15 protein-coding genes, 1 riboswitch and 1 other annotated feature are annotated in these 13847 nt (G+C 41.2%); of the genes, 8 read left to right on the forward strand and 7 right to left on the reverse strand.

Going from position 1 to position 13847, the window contains the following annotated elements:
- The first annotated feature begins 64 nt into the window (after window positions 1-64).
- Window positions 65-186: riboswitch (SAM riboswitch) on the forward strand.
- A gap of 119 nt (window positions 187-305) precedes the next feature.
- The 4 genes from msrA (at window position 306) to ACRYKC_RS06605 (ending at window position 3656) form a co-directional block, all read left to right on the forward strand.
- The gene (gene msrA / locus ACRYKC_RS06590; RefSeq protein ID WP_433805944.1) at window positions 306-779 is read left to right on the forward strand and encodes a peptide-methionine (S)-S-oxide reductase MsrA; all 474 of its coding nucleotides are present in this window, start codon (window positions 306-308) and stop codon (window positions 777-779) included.
- Window positions 780-910: 131 nt separating this feature from the next.
- Window positions 911-1831, forward strand: a complete 921-nt coding sequence (locus ACRYKC_RS06595) for a DUF1835 domain-containing protein (protein ID WP_433805945.1) — start codon at window positions 911-913, stop codon at window positions 1829-1831.
- Between the two features lie 28 nt (window positions 1832-1859).
- Window positions 1860-2951 carry an ethanolamine utilization protein EutH gene (gene eutH, locus ACRYKC_RS06600; protein WP_433805946.1) on the forward strand — a complete coding sequence of 364 codons (1092 nt, stop codon included), beginning with the start codon at window positions 1860-1862 and terminating at the stop codon, window positions 2949-2951.
- 54 nt (window positions 2952-3005) lie between these two features.
- On the forward strand, window positions 3006-3656 hold the full coding sequence (locus ACRYKC_RS06605; RefSeq protein ID WP_433805947.1) for a peroxiredoxin-like family protein: 651 nt from the start codon (window positions 3006-3008) through the stop codon (window positions 3654-3656).
- Between the two features lie 213 nt (window positions 3657-3869).
- Here ACRYKC_RS06605 and ACRYKC_RS06610 read toward each other — a convergent pair whose 3' ends face one another.
- The 3 genes from ACRYKC_RS06610 to ACRYKC_RS06620 all read right to left on the reverse strand — a co-directional run bounded on the left by ACRYKC_RS06610 (window position 3870) and on the right by ACRYKC_RS06620 (window position 5634).
- Window positions 3870-4121 (reverse strand): DUF4190 domain-containing protein, encoded by a 252-nt coding sequence (locus ACRYKC_RS06610; protein WP_433805948.1) that lies wholly within the window; start codon window positions 4119-4121, stop codon window positions 3870-3872.
- Between the two features lie 65 nt (window positions 4122-4186).
- Entirely contained in the window at window positions 4187-4711 is a 525-nt protein-coding gene (locus tag ACRYKC_RS06615) for a ribonuclease H-like YkuK family protein (protein WP_433805949.1), read from the reverse strand.
- 221 nt (window positions 4712-4932) lie between these two features.
- Window positions 4933-5634, reverse strand: coding sequence for a hypothetical protein (locus ACRYKC_RS06620; RefSeq protein ID WP_433805950.1), 702 nt, complete (start codon window positions 5632-5634; stop codon window positions 4933-4935).
- 117 nt (window positions 5635-5751) lie between these two features.
- Between ACRYKC_RS06620 and ACRYKC_RS06625 the strand changes: the two genes are divergently transcribed.
- Entirely contained in the window at window positions 5752-6369 is a 618-nt protein-coding gene (locus ACRYKC_RS06625) for a CPBP family intramembrane glutamic endopeptidase (RefSeq protein ID WP_433805951.1), read from the forward strand.
- A 9-nt stretch (window positions 6370-6378) separates the two neighbouring features.
- Here ACRYKC_RS06625 and ACRYKC_RS06630 read toward each other — a convergent pair whose 3' ends face one another.
- The 3 genes from ACRYKC_RS06630 to argS all read right to left on the reverse strand — a co-directional run bounded on the left by ACRYKC_RS06630 (window position 6379) and on the right by argS (window position 10006).
- On the reverse strand, window positions 6379-6609 hold the full coding sequence (locus tag ACRYKC_RS06630; protein ID WP_433805952.1) for a hypothetical protein: 231 nt from the start codon (window positions 6607-6609) through the stop codon (window positions 6379-6381).
- A gap of 134 nt (window positions 6610-6743) precedes the next feature.
- Window positions 6744-8225, reverse strand: a complete 1482-nt coding sequence (locus ACRYKC_RS06635) for an MDR family MFS transporter (protein ID WP_433805953.1) — start codon at window positions 8223-8225, stop codon at window positions 6744-6746.
- A 98-nt stretch (window positions 8226-8323) separates the two neighbouring features.
- Window positions 8324-10006, reverse strand: coding sequence for an arginine--tRNA ligase (argS, locus tag ACRYKC_RS06640; protein ID WP_433805954.1), 1683 nt, complete (start codon window positions 10004-10006; stop codon window positions 8324-8326).
- A 91-nt stretch (window positions 10007-10097) separates the two neighbouring features.
- Window positions 10098-10307, reverse strand: a binding site (T-box leader).
- A 192-nt stretch (window positions 10308-10499) separates the two neighbouring features.
- Between argS and ACRYKC_RS06645 the strand changes: the two genes are divergently transcribed.
- On the forward strand, window positions 10500-10829 hold the full coding sequence (locus ACRYKC_RS06645) for a thioredoxin family protein (protein ID WP_433805955.1): 330 nt from the start codon (window positions 10500-10502) through the stop codon (window positions 10827-10829).
- A gap of 314 nt (window positions 10830-11143) precedes the next feature.
- Here the strand turns inward: ACRYKC_RS06645 and ACRYKC_RS06650 are convergent, their stop codons facing one another.
- On the reverse strand, window positions 11144-11287 hold the full coding sequence (locus tag ACRYKC_RS06650) for a hypothetical protein (protein WP_433805956.1): 144 nt from the start codon (window positions 11285-11287) through the stop codon (window positions 11144-11146).
- Between the two features lie 527 nt (window positions 11288-11814).
- On the opposite strand from ACRYKC_RS06650, the gene proC reads away from it, so the two are divergent.
- Together proC and proB are read left to right on the forward strand one after the other, a co-directional pair.
- Entirely contained in the window at window positions 11815-12657 is an 843-nt protein-coding gene (gene proC / locus ACRYKC_RS06655) for a pyrroline-5-carboxylate reductase (RefSeq protein ID WP_433805957.1), read from the forward strand.
- A gap of 51 nt (window positions 12658-12708) precedes the next feature.
- Complete coding sequence (proB, locus tag ACRYKC_RS06660) at window positions 12709-13839, forward strand: glutamate 5-kinase (RefSeq protein WP_433806182.1); 1131 nt, start codon at window positions 12709-12711, stop codon at window positions 13837-13839.
- Window positions 13840-13847 lie beyond the last annotated feature (8 nt).

The following is a 13847-nucleotide window of genomic DNA, read 5'->3' on the forward strand; positions in this document are numbered from 1 at the left end:
TCGCCTTTACTTCACTATCAAAACATTGTAAGATGGGAACTACAATAAAAATAATAACGGAAACTTCTTATCCAGAGAGGCGGAGGGACTGGCCCTTTGATGCCCGGCAACCATCGAATCAATCTAAGGATTGACGAGAACGGTGCCAATTCCTGTAGAGTGCAAAGGCATTCTAAGAGATGAGAGGATCGTACGGATATTTACGACCCCTTTTCTTACACTGGATAAGAGAAGGGGTCTTTTAGTGTTATATACAACCGTCAGGCTCTCGGTAGAAGTTGCGTTAGGGAAAGGAAAGATGAGACATGGCAACAGCTATTTTTGGAGCAGGATGTTTCTGGGGAGTAGAAGCATTCTTTGAAAAATTTGAAGGTGTAACAGCAACTCGAGTCGGTTATACAGGAGGGTTCGTTGAGAATCCCACTTATGAACAAGTGAAATCTGGTGAGACTGGTCATGCTGAATCAATTAAGATCGAATATGATCCAACGGTCATTACGTATTCTGAACTGATCAATATCTTCTTTGAATCGCATGATCCAACATCCAGAAACAAACAAGGCATTGATGTAGGACATCAGTATCGATCTGTGATCTTTTATGATGGGGCCAGCCAGAAATATATCGCTGAAGAAAAAATCAACGAGTGGAACGAAAAAGGCATCTTTAAACGTCCAATTGTTACAGAAGTTATAGAAGCATCCACTTTCTATGAAGCTGAAGAGTATCACCAGAAATATTTCCAAAAGAACGGTTCCGTTGCTTGCGGGATTGGCTGATTATGAAGATAAGACGGAAGGACCTCTCTTAATGAGGTCTTTTTTTGTGCTCTACTATAAAGAGGGAGGAAGGATATCTCCTATGAAAAATTGAAAGGGAAGGTAATAACTCGATGACTGGAGGAGCTGCCATGATTCATATTGTGAATGGAGACGAAGTAGGCAAGAAGTTAAATGTCAAAGGAGACATTATCGTTTGGAGAGAACTGTATGACATGGGGCCGCTTCATTATTCCTGGAATACTGAGGAAATGATCAGTCGAAGAGCGGCTTTTTTTGAAGAAAAACTAGAAATTCCATCGCCTTTGTTCATCCGAAATTGCCATAATCAAGAAAAGAAATTGGAAGGCATTCCTGAAGGGGCAGAGATTTGTCTGTGGATGGAGCACGACCGCTACGATCAGACCATGCTCATGTATCTTTTACATAAACTCGCAGATAAGAATGTTTCTCTATACATGGTGACTATAGACAAGTACCCTGGAATTGAACCGTTCTATGGATTAGGCCAATTAGAGAGCAAGCAGCTGTCCGAGCTCTTTCTATATAGACAAAAAGTAAGTTTAGAACAATTAGTTGAAGCCCAGTCGGGTTGGAGAGTCTATACGTCGAAGTATGAGCAGCATGTATTCCAGTGGTTGAATGATGAAGAACATCCACTTCCTTTCTTAAAGCAAGCAATGGAAATTCACCTCGATTATTTCCCTTCTGCAGAAAACGGACTGAATAAAGTGGAGCACCTTATGCTGGACATTCTAAATGAAAAAGTAATGACGTTTAGAGATTTATTCAACAGAGTTTCCGAACATAGGGTGAATGACGGACTAAGTGATTTACATATAGCAGCACTGCTAAAAGAAATGTGCGTTGGTAATTCCCCTCTGTTGTTCGTAGAGGGAATACTGCCTAATTTTGAAAAGGCGGAGGCGAATCCTCGTTTATTTATTACAACTGAGGGGAAGGATGTCCTTGTCAATAAGCAGAATAGACTTGAACTCGTAGGTATTGACTGGTGGGCAGGCGGTGTTCGCCTCTATAAGAGCCGCCATTAAATTTTGTTGTTAGGTTGGTGGAGTCCTCATGTGGTTAAATGATGCAATTTTAATTCTTATGTGCGGCTTTATGGTACTTGGGGCATTGGACTATTATGTGCTGAATCATCGTCTTTCATTAGGGTGGCGTTTCTATGAAGCTTTCTCAATGATGGGGCCGCTTGCCCTGTCAATGGTTGGGATCATTTCGCTTGCTCCGGTATTATCTAAGTGGGTCGCACCAGTCATTGCCCCTGTTTATAATAGTTTCGGAGCCGATCCATCGATGTTTGCGTCTATGATTCTTGCGATTGATATGGGCGCTTATCCATTGGCTAATTCCCTTGCACAAACGGAGGAAGCGGCTATTTTCTCGTGGGCTTTTTTAGGCACAATGATGGGACCGACGCTCGTCTTCACTATCCCTGTAGCCTTGACTGTCATTCAAAAGGGCGATCGTCGACTTTTCGCTCAGGGCATTCTCATCGGCTTGATGACCATACCGGTTGGCTGTCTCGTTGGAGGATTTATTGCGGGGTTTGAGTGGATTTGGATGATGAAAAATCTACTTCCAACCATTTTAGTCTCTGCGCTTATCGCTTTAGGATTATGGTTGTTTACGAATGCGACGATCCAGATATTCTCGTATTTTGGAAAAGCCGTAGAGCTCCTAATCATTACTGGGCTTGCGGCCATTATTATTGAGACGCTTACGGATTTTACCGTCATTCCTGGAATGGCACCATTATCTGAAGGGGTGACGATCGTAGGTAGAATTACGGTTACCCTGGCAGGTGCGTATCCATTGGTCGGATTCATCAATCAGCGAGGAGAAAAGTACTTTGCGAAGTGGAGTAATAAGATAGGGGTGAATGGAACAGCAATGACAGGACTGATCGCTTCGATTGCTCACCACTTACCAATGCTTGCAACAATGAAGGATATGGATGATAGGGGTAAAGTTGTGAACGCCGCGTTTGCTGTCAGCGGTGCGTTTCTAGTAGGAAGCCACTTTGCGTTCGTCGCTGGTGTAGAGAAGGATATGATTTTGCCAGTATTAATCGGAAAACTGACAGCAGGGCTTCTTGCTATCGGATTAGCTTTAGTTTTTACAAAAGAGTCTAAGCAGATTAGTTCATAATTTTATTGCTGACTTGTATACTTGGTTATGAATTAGAGGAAAGGGGTTTTTCTAATGGAAACAACAATGCGAAAACATTACGAAGAATACATCTCAAAGTTTAAAGCGGCCACACCGGAAGACGTTCAGCAAAAAATGAAGAAGGCTATTGATGATTTGGAACAGTCCGATCAAGGCAAAGGTCTCGATAAGGGTGAAAAAGCACCTAACTTCAATTTGCCTGATGCAAAAGGAAATACAGTAGAGCTTTTCAAGCAATTAGAAAAAGGCCCTGTCATTTTGACCTTTTATCGCGGTGGTTGGTGCCCATACTGCAACATGGAACTACGCGCTTACCAGGAGATCCTTAGTGAGGTCCATGAAGCAGGCGGAGAACTGATAGCCGTTAGTCCAGAAAACCCTGACCATTCTTTAACTACTTCAGAAAAAAATGAACTTGAGTTTCATGTGCTAAGCGATGTCAGCAATGAAGTCGCGAACCAATTCAATCTCGTCTATCAGCTGCCAGACTATCTCGTTGATATATATAAAGACAAAGGTTTGAATGTAGATCAGCATAATGGAGATGAAACGTGGACATTACCTGTATCGGCAACGTATGTCATCGATACAGATGGAACGATTGTCTACGAATATACAAAAGCTGACTACAAGGATCGTGCAGAACCCTCAGAGGTGTTAGAAGTGTTAAAGAAAACTAAATAATTGAAAAAAATCAGTATTCCAAAAGCGGAATGCTGATTTTTTTCAATGAAATCAAACTCTATCACAATCGGTATAGACTAAAAGAACGAATCGAAATATTAACAATACAGAATGGGATAATTTTGTAATTAGATTGTCTTAAAAATTAAAGAGAATGACTATTGTTGAAATAAAAAGTCCGTTACGGGATGGACCCGGGACGGTTTTATCATTTTATCCAACAGTAAAAAAGAAAATCGAACCTAGCGCTGCCAGTAAAATAACTCCTACTTGTACGCAGATCCCCACAATGCTGCAGATTTTTCCGGCAACGGCTGCTTTCTTTCCATCTTCACTTGTATAGGAAATGGATTTTAGTGCTCCGTTCGCATACACAAGACCAAGAATTCCTAAGATTAAACCGACAATTGGTATGAATAAAGACATGATACCAAGAGTTAACGATGTAATCGCTTTTTGATTCATGACCAGTCCTCCATTCTTATCTCTACTTATTATACGTATGATAGGGAACAAAGGATTCACTGGTTTTATTTTGTGTAACGGTTGGCATAACTGCTTGCTACGATGGAGTCTGGTTTAATTTTCGCTTCTATACCTAGTGATTCAATCCGCGCCATCATCTCATTGACGTACACCCTTGTCCGATTTCTCTCCCCTGAACCGATGTCAATATGGCCTTCTATTGTAAACGTAGCCCCTTTATAAATGTGGGGAAGAACAACATCAATCAGCTCATTTTTCTTTTCTTCGGTAAACAGACTTGCTACTTCTTCCGTCAAGGAAGTTTCGTAGGAAATTCGTTCGTGCAAAGTCGTCATTAGACGCTTCACCCGTTCTTTGCGGAAACAGGCCCAGGCGCCTTTGCCAACACGCTGGATGACAATCCCTGTAATAAATATTGTGTGATCCGGATGAACTTGTGAATCTGTACCTAACATCAAGCGATAGTTTCCCAGTGGATCCTTTTTCATAAAATGAAGAATGTGGGAAAAAACTTGTTCGAAATCCATTTTTTTATGCGAAATGTTCTGGAACAAGAATCTTTTCGCCATTTCGTACACCCCTTACCTCTCTTTATCTTGAAACAAGCTGAGTAGGAACATGGTTGTAATAAGATATTCACGAAGTACTAGTTGAATGCGTCCATTATTTGGTGTTGTGTCATTTAAGCTTATCACGCCTCTGTTTCTAGTATTCCACTTGAATAATAAGTTCATGTAAAAAGTCTGGAAATGAATAGGGAGTGCCTTTTGAAAAGCACCCCTGGTTTTCCTTATCTTCTATTTTTTAAAAAACTGAAGAATACAATAAATAAGAGAATAATGACAAAGGCCCCTGTAATAAAACGGATCAACGTGTTTTCCTGATAAGCGAATATGGCTCCGTATCCCCATATAAATACAAGAGGGAATAGGTAGTCTTTATGGTAAAAGTGAAACGCGAAGGCAATTAACCCGCCAACCGTAAGTATAATCACAGACCATCCAAGCTCTCCAATGGTGAATAGTTCACTAAGCTGATTTTCTTTTAATACTACAAACGTAGCCACAATCGTTGCAATTGATGTCCATGCCAGATAGATAGAGAAAGGAGCGCGGTTTTTTCGGCATAGTTCTGGAATAGATTGTAATAGGGTGTACACAACACAAAGAGTCGTGAGGGAAAGGGCAATAAAGAAGATCGATGGAGTAGTACCGACAACGACCGATGTACCGGAAAGAATCATGCTGAGAGGAAACCATAACCCGATCTTTCTTATCACAGCATTTAACTCTTCTGAGGCAAAGAAGGATCTGAAAATGAAGAATAGCAGAAGGAGGTAGATGACGAACCAAATCGAGAAAGCGAACGGTGCAGGCATGACCAGCACCTTGTCTGAAGAGCTGCCCATAGAGTTTCCGGCGAGGAAAAAGGATGCGACCAGTAAGTAAAGATAGCTTGCTAAGTTCACCAGTTTCAATCCAAGTAATTTCATGATGTAATCTCCTTTACGCATATTGATGTTTTACTTGTTTCCTGCGTTAAAGACAACTTTGAGCTAGTACAGTGTATGTTAAAATGCGAATTAAATGACTGAAGGGTCGGAAAATACATGAAATTGTTCATTTACTTATTTGGTCCGTTTACGATGATTTTCATCGGTTTATATATTTTTTCTAATGTTCCTCTTACATTTTTGCTTTTTTACGGGTGGCTATTAACGGGGAGCATCTTTCTGAGAAAATATCTTCCTAAAGGGAGTCCACGTTTATCTGTTATTTCAGGTGTATTCAGTGGGGTTGTTCTTTTTGCAGGCATTGTAGGGGCTGTAACAATGCTTCATCCCGTTGTCTTAGATGCGGAGGATATCCGATTACTTTTGGATAGGTGGAAATTTTCCGGGATAGGTCTTGTACTTGTTTTACTTGTCATTAATCCGATATTGGAAGAAGTTTATTGGCGAGGGGTGATGCATGGATACTTGTTAACGCGCTTTAAAGAAAGAATCGTTGTTGTATTGACTGCTGGTTTTTATACAATCTATCATTTATTATCTGTTCTGCCATTCTTTGAATGGCCGATGAACATGGTCTCGGTTATCCCTGTATTCCTTGCCGGACTTTTTTGGAGTTACCTGAGAAAAAAGACGGGATCATTAATAGCCCCTATCCTCAGTCACGCCATGGCTGATGCCGGAATCTTAACTGTGTATTGGCTTTATATTGTGTAAGAGGAGGATTTAAAAGATAAATATCCATACAAGAATAACTGTGATGACAGCCGTGATGGCATAAATGATAGACAACAATGGTATGCTCGAGTTTTTTCCATCATTTTTAAGGCTTTCTATTTCGTCCTCGGAAGTAAGTTCTTTTTCTTCTTTCGTCATTTGTTTAGCGACCATGAGCGTTCCAGCAAGCGCAATAATGGAGATCGCAATGATAATTACATAATAAATCGGACTCATCATCATAGATCCGCTCCTTTTGATTTCTATTATATAAGATGACATAGCTCTAAGCGAAATTTCTGTTTCTAATGGACCTCTTTTCCTTCTAGATAAACTGAGATCCCATTCTTTAAAAGAATGGGATCTTGATCTTTCTATTGCTCTGATGCTGTAGTTTGAATATCTTGAGGAGTTGCCCGTTTAACAAACAAAGCAATGATAAAACCAATCACTGCAACTCCAAAGGCAATGAAGTAAACGAGTTCTACACCTGCAACCATTGATTGACTAATGACCGCTTGAGAAGCTGGGTTATCCGCATTGTCTAAGTACAGTTGCCGTCTAGCTGTTAAAATGCTAATAAAGACAGCAACCCCCACAGCACCAGCAACAGGCTGTAATGTATTCATAATGGCAGTGCCGTGTGGATAGAGTTTTTTAGGAAGTTGGTTCAATCCGTTCGTTTGAGCAGGCATCATGATCGCTGAAATGGAAAGCATCAATAGTAAATAACTGACAATGATACGGATGACAGGTGTATCGGCACTGACCTGGCTCAAGGAGAACATGGTGACAGCTAAAATTCCCGTTGCTGGAATCATAAGCCATCTCGGGCCGAACTTATCAAAGAGCTTACCCATCACCGGGGAGAGCAGTCCGTTCAATAAAGCACCTGGCAGCAAAATCAGTCCGGCTGCAGCTGGGGTAAGCTCTAATGGACCTTGCATAAACATCGGCAAAATGATTTCAGAAGAGAACATTGCCATCATAACAATAATAAACAACATAACGGCTAAAGAAAACATCGGATAGCGGAAAACACGAACATCCAGAAGTGGATCGTCTAATTTCAGTTGTCTAAACGTGAAAAGGATAAGGGCGATGACTCCCGCCGAGATCAATGAATAGACGTGAGGCTGAAGAAATCCGGCTTCTCCTTCTCCGGCAAAACTAAATCCAAGAACGATACCTCCGAATCCTACTGTAGAAAGTAAAATTGAAATGACATCGACCTTTGGCTTCGTCACTTCTCCAACATTCTTTAAGTATTTCCATCCAAATGCAATGGAAAATAGAGCAAACGGAATGACTGTTATGAATAAATAGCGCCAGCCGAGGTGCTCTACAATAATTCCTGAAAGTGTCGGACCGATAGCAGGAGCAAACATGATCACCATTCCTACAACGCCCATCACAGCACCACGACGTTCTGGAGGAAAGATCAATAAAAACGTATTAAAAATAATAGGGATCAACAGGCCAGTGCCGACTGCCTGTAGTAATCTTCCGGTCAATAAGACGCCGAAGTTTGGCGCAAGAGCGCAGATGGTCGTTCCTAAAGTAAATACGGTCATCGTTCCTATGAACATTTGCCTTGTTGTAAAGGTTTGCAGAAGTAAGGCTGATACAGGAATAAGGATTCCCATCACAAGCATGAATCCAGTTACCATCCATTGAACGATGGGAGCTGTAATATTGAATTGTTCCATTAAGGTCGTTAAAGCAATATTTAAAAGCGTTTCATTTAATATGGCAAAAAAGGCACCAATGATAAGAGAGATCATAATAGGTTTAACATTAAAATCAGGATCATCAGCCAAAAATTCATAAGTGCTCTTATTCGTTGTATCATCCATGTCAGACCCTCCAATCTTTAGTGTAGTCACAAAGATCATTATAAAGGAAGGAAAAGGAGAGGAGTAGTAATAAGAAAACTCCTTTTAAGACTTAATTTCTACATTTTTTCTGGAGTTTCCATACCCAGAAGGGCCAATCCGTCTTTCAATACAATTGTAAATGCATAGACCAATGTTAATTTTGCATTCAGATTATCACTCTCCAATATCTTAGATTCTGCATAATACTTATTGAATGCTTTGGCTAGGTCGAGAAGATATTTAGCGATTTTTGATGGATCATATTTTGCGTAAGAATCTTTAACCACATAGGGATACTCTCGAATCAGTTTTACTAACGGCCAAGTCAATGAATCACCAAGCTCTGTGGAAGTTACTTCATAATCGAACTTCCCTTTTGTAAGTAGAGAGCTGGCACGTACATAAGCGTATTGTAAGTAAGGGGCTGTGTTTCCTTCAAAGGTGAGCATATCTTCAAGTGAAAATTCAACGTCATTGTGTCGGTCGTGTTTTAAGTCATGAAAGATAACTGCTCCCACACCAACTTGCTTGGCGACTTCTGACTTATTTTTAAGAGAAGGATTCTTTTCTTCTATATTGATAGAGGCTTTTTGGATAGCTTCTTTTAGAACCTCCTCAAGTAATATGGTTTTCCCTTGGCGGGTAGACATTTTCTTCCCATCCTTCAACATCATGCCAAATGGGATGTGCTTCACTTCTTTCGCCCATGAAAATCCCATTTTTTCTAACACAACCTTTACTTGCTGAAAGTGCAGGGTTTGCTCGTGACCCACAACGTATAAGGCTTCGTCGAAATGATAAGATTGGAAACGATCGATGGCTGCTGTGAGGTCACGAGTCGCATAGATCGTCGTTCCATTACTTTTACGAATGAGGCATGGAGGAATGTTTTCTTCGTCTAGGGGTACTACTTGCGCACCTTCTGATTCTTCTAATAATCCTTTTTCCTTCAGTAAATCAATAGTAGGTTCCATTTTATCGTTATAGTAGGCTTCCCCTCGTGTTAGATCGAAAGAGATGCCGAGCAGTTCATATATTTTGTTAAACTCCTCCAATGAAACTTCCTTAAACCACTTCCATAGTTGGAGTGCTTCAGAATGCTGCTGTTCGAGTTTTTTAAACCAATCTCTTCCTTCTTCTATAAGTGAAGGGTCCTCGCTTGCTGCTTCATGGAATTTCACGTAAATCTTCGTCAGTTCTTTGAGGGGGTTGGCTTTAATCTTCTCTTCATCTCCCCATTTATTGTAGGCTGCCAATAGTTTTCCGAACTGGGTACCGTAATCCCCGATGTAATTAATTTTGACAGTCTTATAACCACATTTCTCAGCTATATTGGCTATGGCATTTCCGATGACTGTTGAGCGTAAGTGTCCCATTGAAAAAGGTTTGGCTATATTAGGAGCAGACATGTCGAGTACAACGGTTTTACCATCACCGAAATCATGATGACCGTAGAGAGAAGGGTCTGTCAGAACTTGCTTGAGCGTATGATCCGTAACAAAAGACTGATTCAGAAATATGTTCAAGTACCCTCCGTTTGATTTAGCATCGGCGAAGACATCGTGTTTGATCTTGGGGGCAAGTTCAGCCGCAATATCAGAGGGGCTTTTACGTAATGTTCTTGCTAACGGAAAGCACGGGAAGGCTAGATCACCTAAATGGGCTTGTTTCGGTGTTTCTATTTGTTCATAGATCCATTCGCGAGTAAAGGTTTCTCCTAATAAATGAGATAATTGCAAAGCAAAGATATGTTTTTCCATAGTACTCCTCCTATTCATTCATTGGGGTGTGGAATTCAAACGGGTATCCAGCGACTGCTCTAGCAGAAAAAACAAAAAACCCCGTCTCTTTGTAAGAGACGAGGTTTACGCTCGCGGTACCACTCTTTTAGCTAAAAGCCACTTGATTTTTAGTAACGAGGACGGTCCCCGGCCATACCTACTTAAAGTTCAGGATGGCTTCTCAAAAGTCCGGTTCACTATGGGGATTCGCATCAGGCTTCCACCTTCCCTGACTCGCTGTCCGTTCCACATTAGCTACTCTCTTTTTCTTAGAATTTAAGAATATTTGAGAAGATTATAGCGGAAGGCAAAGGGATTTGCAAGTCACTTTGAGGAATAAATAGGAAATGAAGAGGGAAAATAGCAGCGTTAAGCTTTTTAATAGCCGTTTCTTCCTATATATAAGCAAATAGGAGGATGAAAGAGAATTTCATTGCTACAATAAGAACATTCTAATAGAGAGGTGATCTTAATGAAATCCGTTCACTCCATAGAAGAGGCACAATCTTTTGTTAATCATGAAACCTTATCTATTCTCTATATTTCTCAACCAAACTGCTCTGTCTGCCACGCTCTTCTCCCACAAATAGAAGAACTATTAGAGGATTACCCGAACATTTCATCCAGACATATTGATGCTCATGAAGTTCCAGGGGTCGCAGGAGAGTACTCGGTTATGACAGTGCCCGCTGTTTTGCTCTTTTCAGAAGGGAAAGAGCTTTACCGTAAAGCGAGATTTGTTCCAATCGGAGAATTGAATCATCAATTAGCGAAGTACAATCACTTCATTAATGAAGGGTGACGATAAGCCGTGCTGGTCAATTATGATCAGCATGGCTTTTTTATTCAACTAATTAGCAGGATTCTGGAAGAGCTGATTTCGAGAAATTTGTGGGGGTGTAGGGGCGTTGGGGAAGGATTCGTCCAGCTGCATCGCCCAGACAATCGCGTCATAAGCAGAACATCAACGGAATGAACAAGCCCATTCCTTTTAATTATGCGAGCCTGGTCTACCGGGGCGATTCCGCATTTGAACACTTTCCTGCGGGGAAACGGGCGTGCTTCCTCGGGCTGCGCCCTGTGGGATCACTCCTCGCTCCTTCTCCCTCGGGAGTCTCATTCTTCTCCAGCGCCCCTTACCATAGGAAGTTTTCGAAATCCTCCTAATGAGAAACTGCCTTCTACTTGTAAGGAAACCAATGACAATGCTGTATTCTCAACATTTTTAGTCCGCAGATGCTTCACTCCAGAAGAAATCATTTCGAGCCTCTTTATAACGTATGGTGGATGGGAAAACGGCGAGACTCCTGTGAGATGAATATGTTAGTTGAGAACCCGGGAAACGAAGTTTGAGGAGGATCAGCACATGTCCACGGAAAGCGAGTCGTTTTCCTATCCACCATCATCCACACAAACTGAGTCTTCAAGAATAAGAGGCTTTTGTTAAAGAGTTGCGCTGAATGGTATCAGCTTTTATAAAGTACTTGAAACCGCTTCAATACAAACTTTCAGAACATTTAGCCTTTTTCCTCTATTAAGGTTTCTCCACCAATTCTTAAAAATTGAACCTCCAAATATTTTCCTGAGACGCAATTATTTGCGATGAGACGTCCTCATATGGAAATATCTCGCGCTGAAACCGTTTACACTCACTAATTGGCTCTTATAGACCCGACTTGCAAAAAAGCCCTTGAATCAATTTTTGCCAGTGTTATGATGATTAACGTCATTGAAAAAGCGAACAAAAAAAGCGAACAAAAAATCCGAACGGGAGAGATGAACCCAATATGATCACTCAAAAGATTGCTTTTCTAGGTGCAGGCTCTATGGCTGAAGCGATGATTTCAGGAATGGTTGAATCAGGAAACATTCCTGCACAAAATATCATTGTAACCAACCGAAGTAATCAAGATCGATTAAATGAAATTAATTATAAATACGGCGTACGTACAGTATTAAAAGATGAATTGGACTTTTCAGAAGTTGATCAGTTCATCCTGGCGATGAAGCCTAAAGACATCGACGCTGTACTTGCCGACTTAAAAGATAAACTACAACCTAATCAAGTACTTGTTTCTGTATTAGCAGGAATTTCTACTTCTTATATGGAAGACCGCTTAAATATTGGTCAACAAGTGATTCGTGTTATGCCGAACACATCCAGCATGTTAAGAGAATCCGCTACGGCAATCAGTCCTGGCCGATTCGCAGATATGGATAATGTGCTAGTTGCTAAACAATTACTTCAAGCTATTGGTGAAGTATTTGTCATTGAAGAAGATAAAATGGACGTTTTCACAGGAATCGCTGGAAGCGGACCGGCTTATTTCTATTATTTAATGGAGCACATCGAAGAAACAGGCCGCGCGGAAGGCATGGATCGTGAAACATTACGTGAAATTGGAGCACAAACGCTGCTAGGTGCAGCAAAAATGATGCTAGAACGTGATGAAAGCCCAACTGAATTAAGAGAGAATGTAACATCTCCAAACGGAACGACAGCAGCTGGACTTGATGCACTTGATCAAAATGGTGGAGGCCACGCGATCTCAGCAGCAATTAAAGGTGCAGCAAGCCGTTCTAAGGAATTGAGTAAAGAACTAGAAGGACTACTTGTCGGTAGTAAATAAAAATAGATGAACGTTAATGAACGTGAAGCGAAAAAGCTAAATAGGAGTGATATGTTGAGTAATGATAAAAAAAGGGTAGTAATTAAAATAGGGAGTAGTTCCCTAACAAGCGCGCATGGAGAGATTAGCCGACGTAAGCTAGAAAAATTAGTAGATGAAGTCGTCCGCTTAAAAGACGACGGCCACGAAGTTTTACTTGTATCCTCAGGAGCCGTTGCAGCAGGATATCGCCGTTTAGGCTGCCTGGAACGCCCAGAAGCATTGCCAGAAAAACAGGCTGCTGCTTCCATTGGTCAAGGATTGTTGATGGAATCTTATTCTGATCTATTCTTGTCTCACGGCTATAATGGATCTCAAATCTTAATTACACGCAGCGATTTTTCCGACGAAGCTCGATACAACAATGCGCGTAATACCATCAACGTATTGCTCGAACGCGGAATTATCCCAATCGTCAATGAAAATGATACGATCACGATCGACCGTCTTAAATTCGGTGATAACGACACGTTGTCAGCGAAAGTAGCTGGCCTTGTTGATGCTGATCAATTGATCATTCTATCTGATATTGACGGACTTTATGATGACGATCCAAGAAAAAATGAGGATGCACAGCTACTCGATCAAGTCCACGAAATCACCCCAGAAATCGAAGCAGCAGCTGGTGACCCAGGAAGCGCTGTCGGAACCGGCGGTATGAAGTCCAAAATCGACGCATTCAAGATTGCGATGGCATCTGGAATTTCTTCCTTCCTAGGGAAAGCCGGCACAGATAACATCGTTTATGACGCTGTGTACCACAATGCTACCGGAACGTATTTTGAAACCAAACCTGAACATGAGAACCTTGACCAGAAAAAACAGTGGATCGCATTCAATTCCGGTCCTGAAGGTGAAGTCATTATCGATCACCGTGCGAAAGAATCGATTATAGAAATGAAGAAGAGCTTACTTCCAATGAACGTCCATCACGTAAAAGGACGCTTCAAAAAAGGAGCCGTTGTGCGTATCCATGACCTTCAAGGCGAAGAAATTGGTCTTGGTGTTGTAAACTATTCTTCTGAAGAAATGAAAGAAATGATTGGATTAACTGAACCAGAACTTGAATCTTACGAAAAAGCTGCAATCGAACGTAAAGATTTTGTTTGTCACTTAGAAGTATCCATGCCCGTAGGCGTTTAAAATACTCA

The sequence above is a fragment of the Halobacillus sp. A1-3 genome (assembly GCF_050971765.1).
Taxonomy (GTDB): domain Bacteria; phylum Bacillota; class Bacilli; order Bacillales; family Halobacillaceae; genus Halobacillus; species Halobacillus mangrovi_B.

What these genes read in the sequence shown, in the direction of transcription:
- msrA (WP_433805944.1), top strand. Translation starts at nt 306, where the DNA reads ATGGCAACAGCTATTTTTGGAGCAGGATGTTTCTGGGGAGTAGAAGCA.
- ACRYKC_RS06595 (WP_433805945.1), top strand. Translation starts at nt 911, where the DNA reads ATGATTCATATTGTGAATGGAGACGAAGTAGGCAAGAAGTTAAATGTC.
- eutH (WP_433805946.1), top strand. Translation starts at nt 1,860, where the DNA reads ATGTGGTTAAATGATGCAATTTTAATTCTTATGTGCGGCTTTATGGTA.
- ACRYKC_RS06605 (WP_433805947.1), top strand. Translation starts at nt 3,006, where the DNA reads ATGGAAACAACAATGCGAAAACATTACGAAGAATACATCTCAAAGTTT.
- ACRYKC_RS06610 (WP_433805948.1), bottom strand. Translation starts at nt 4,121, where the DNA reads ATGAATCAAAAAGCGATTACATCGTTAACTCTTGGTATCATGTCTTTA.
- ACRYKC_RS06615 (WP_433805949.1), bottom strand. Translation starts at nt 4,711, where the DNA reads ATGGCGAAAAGATTCTTGTTCCAGAACATTTCGCATAAAAAAATGGAT.
- ACRYKC_RS06620 (WP_433805950.1), bottom strand. Translation starts at nt 5,634, where the DNA reads ATGAAATTACTTGGATTGAAACTGGTGAACTTAGCAAGCTATCTTTAC.
- ACRYKC_RS06625 (WP_433805951.1), top strand. Translation starts at nt 5,752, where the DNA reads ATGAAATTGTTCATTTACTTATTTGGTCCGTTTACGATGATTTTCATC.
- ACRYKC_RS06630 (WP_433805952.1), bottom strand. Translation starts at nt 6,609, where the DNA reads ATGATGAGTCCGATTTATTATGTAATTATCATTGCGATCTCCATTATT.
- ACRYKC_RS06635 (WP_433805953.1), bottom strand. Translation starts at nt 8,225, where the DNA reads ATGGATGATACAACGAATAAGAGCACTTATGAATTTTTGGCTGATGAT.
- argS (WP_433805954.1), bottom strand. Translation starts at nt 10,006, where the DNA reads ATGGAAAAACATATCTTTGCTTTGCAATTATCTCATTTATTAGGAGAA.
- ACRYKC_RS06645 (WP_433805955.1), top strand. Translation starts at nt 10,500, where the DNA reads ATGAAATCCGTTCACTCCATAGAAGAGGCACAATCTTTTGTTAATCAT.
- ACRYKC_RS06650 (WP_433805956.1), bottom strand. Translation starts at nt 11,287, where the DNA reads ATGATTTCTTCTGGAGTGAAGCATCTGCGGACTAAAAATGTTGAGAAT.
- proC (WP_433805957.1), top strand. Translation starts at nt 11,815, where the DNA reads ATGATCACTCAAAAGATTGCTTTTCTAGGTGCAGGCTCTATGGCTGAA.
- proB (WP_433806182.1), top strand. Translation starts at nt 12,709, where the DNA reads ATGTTGAGTAATGATAAAAAAAGGGTAGTAATTAAAATAGGGAGTAGT.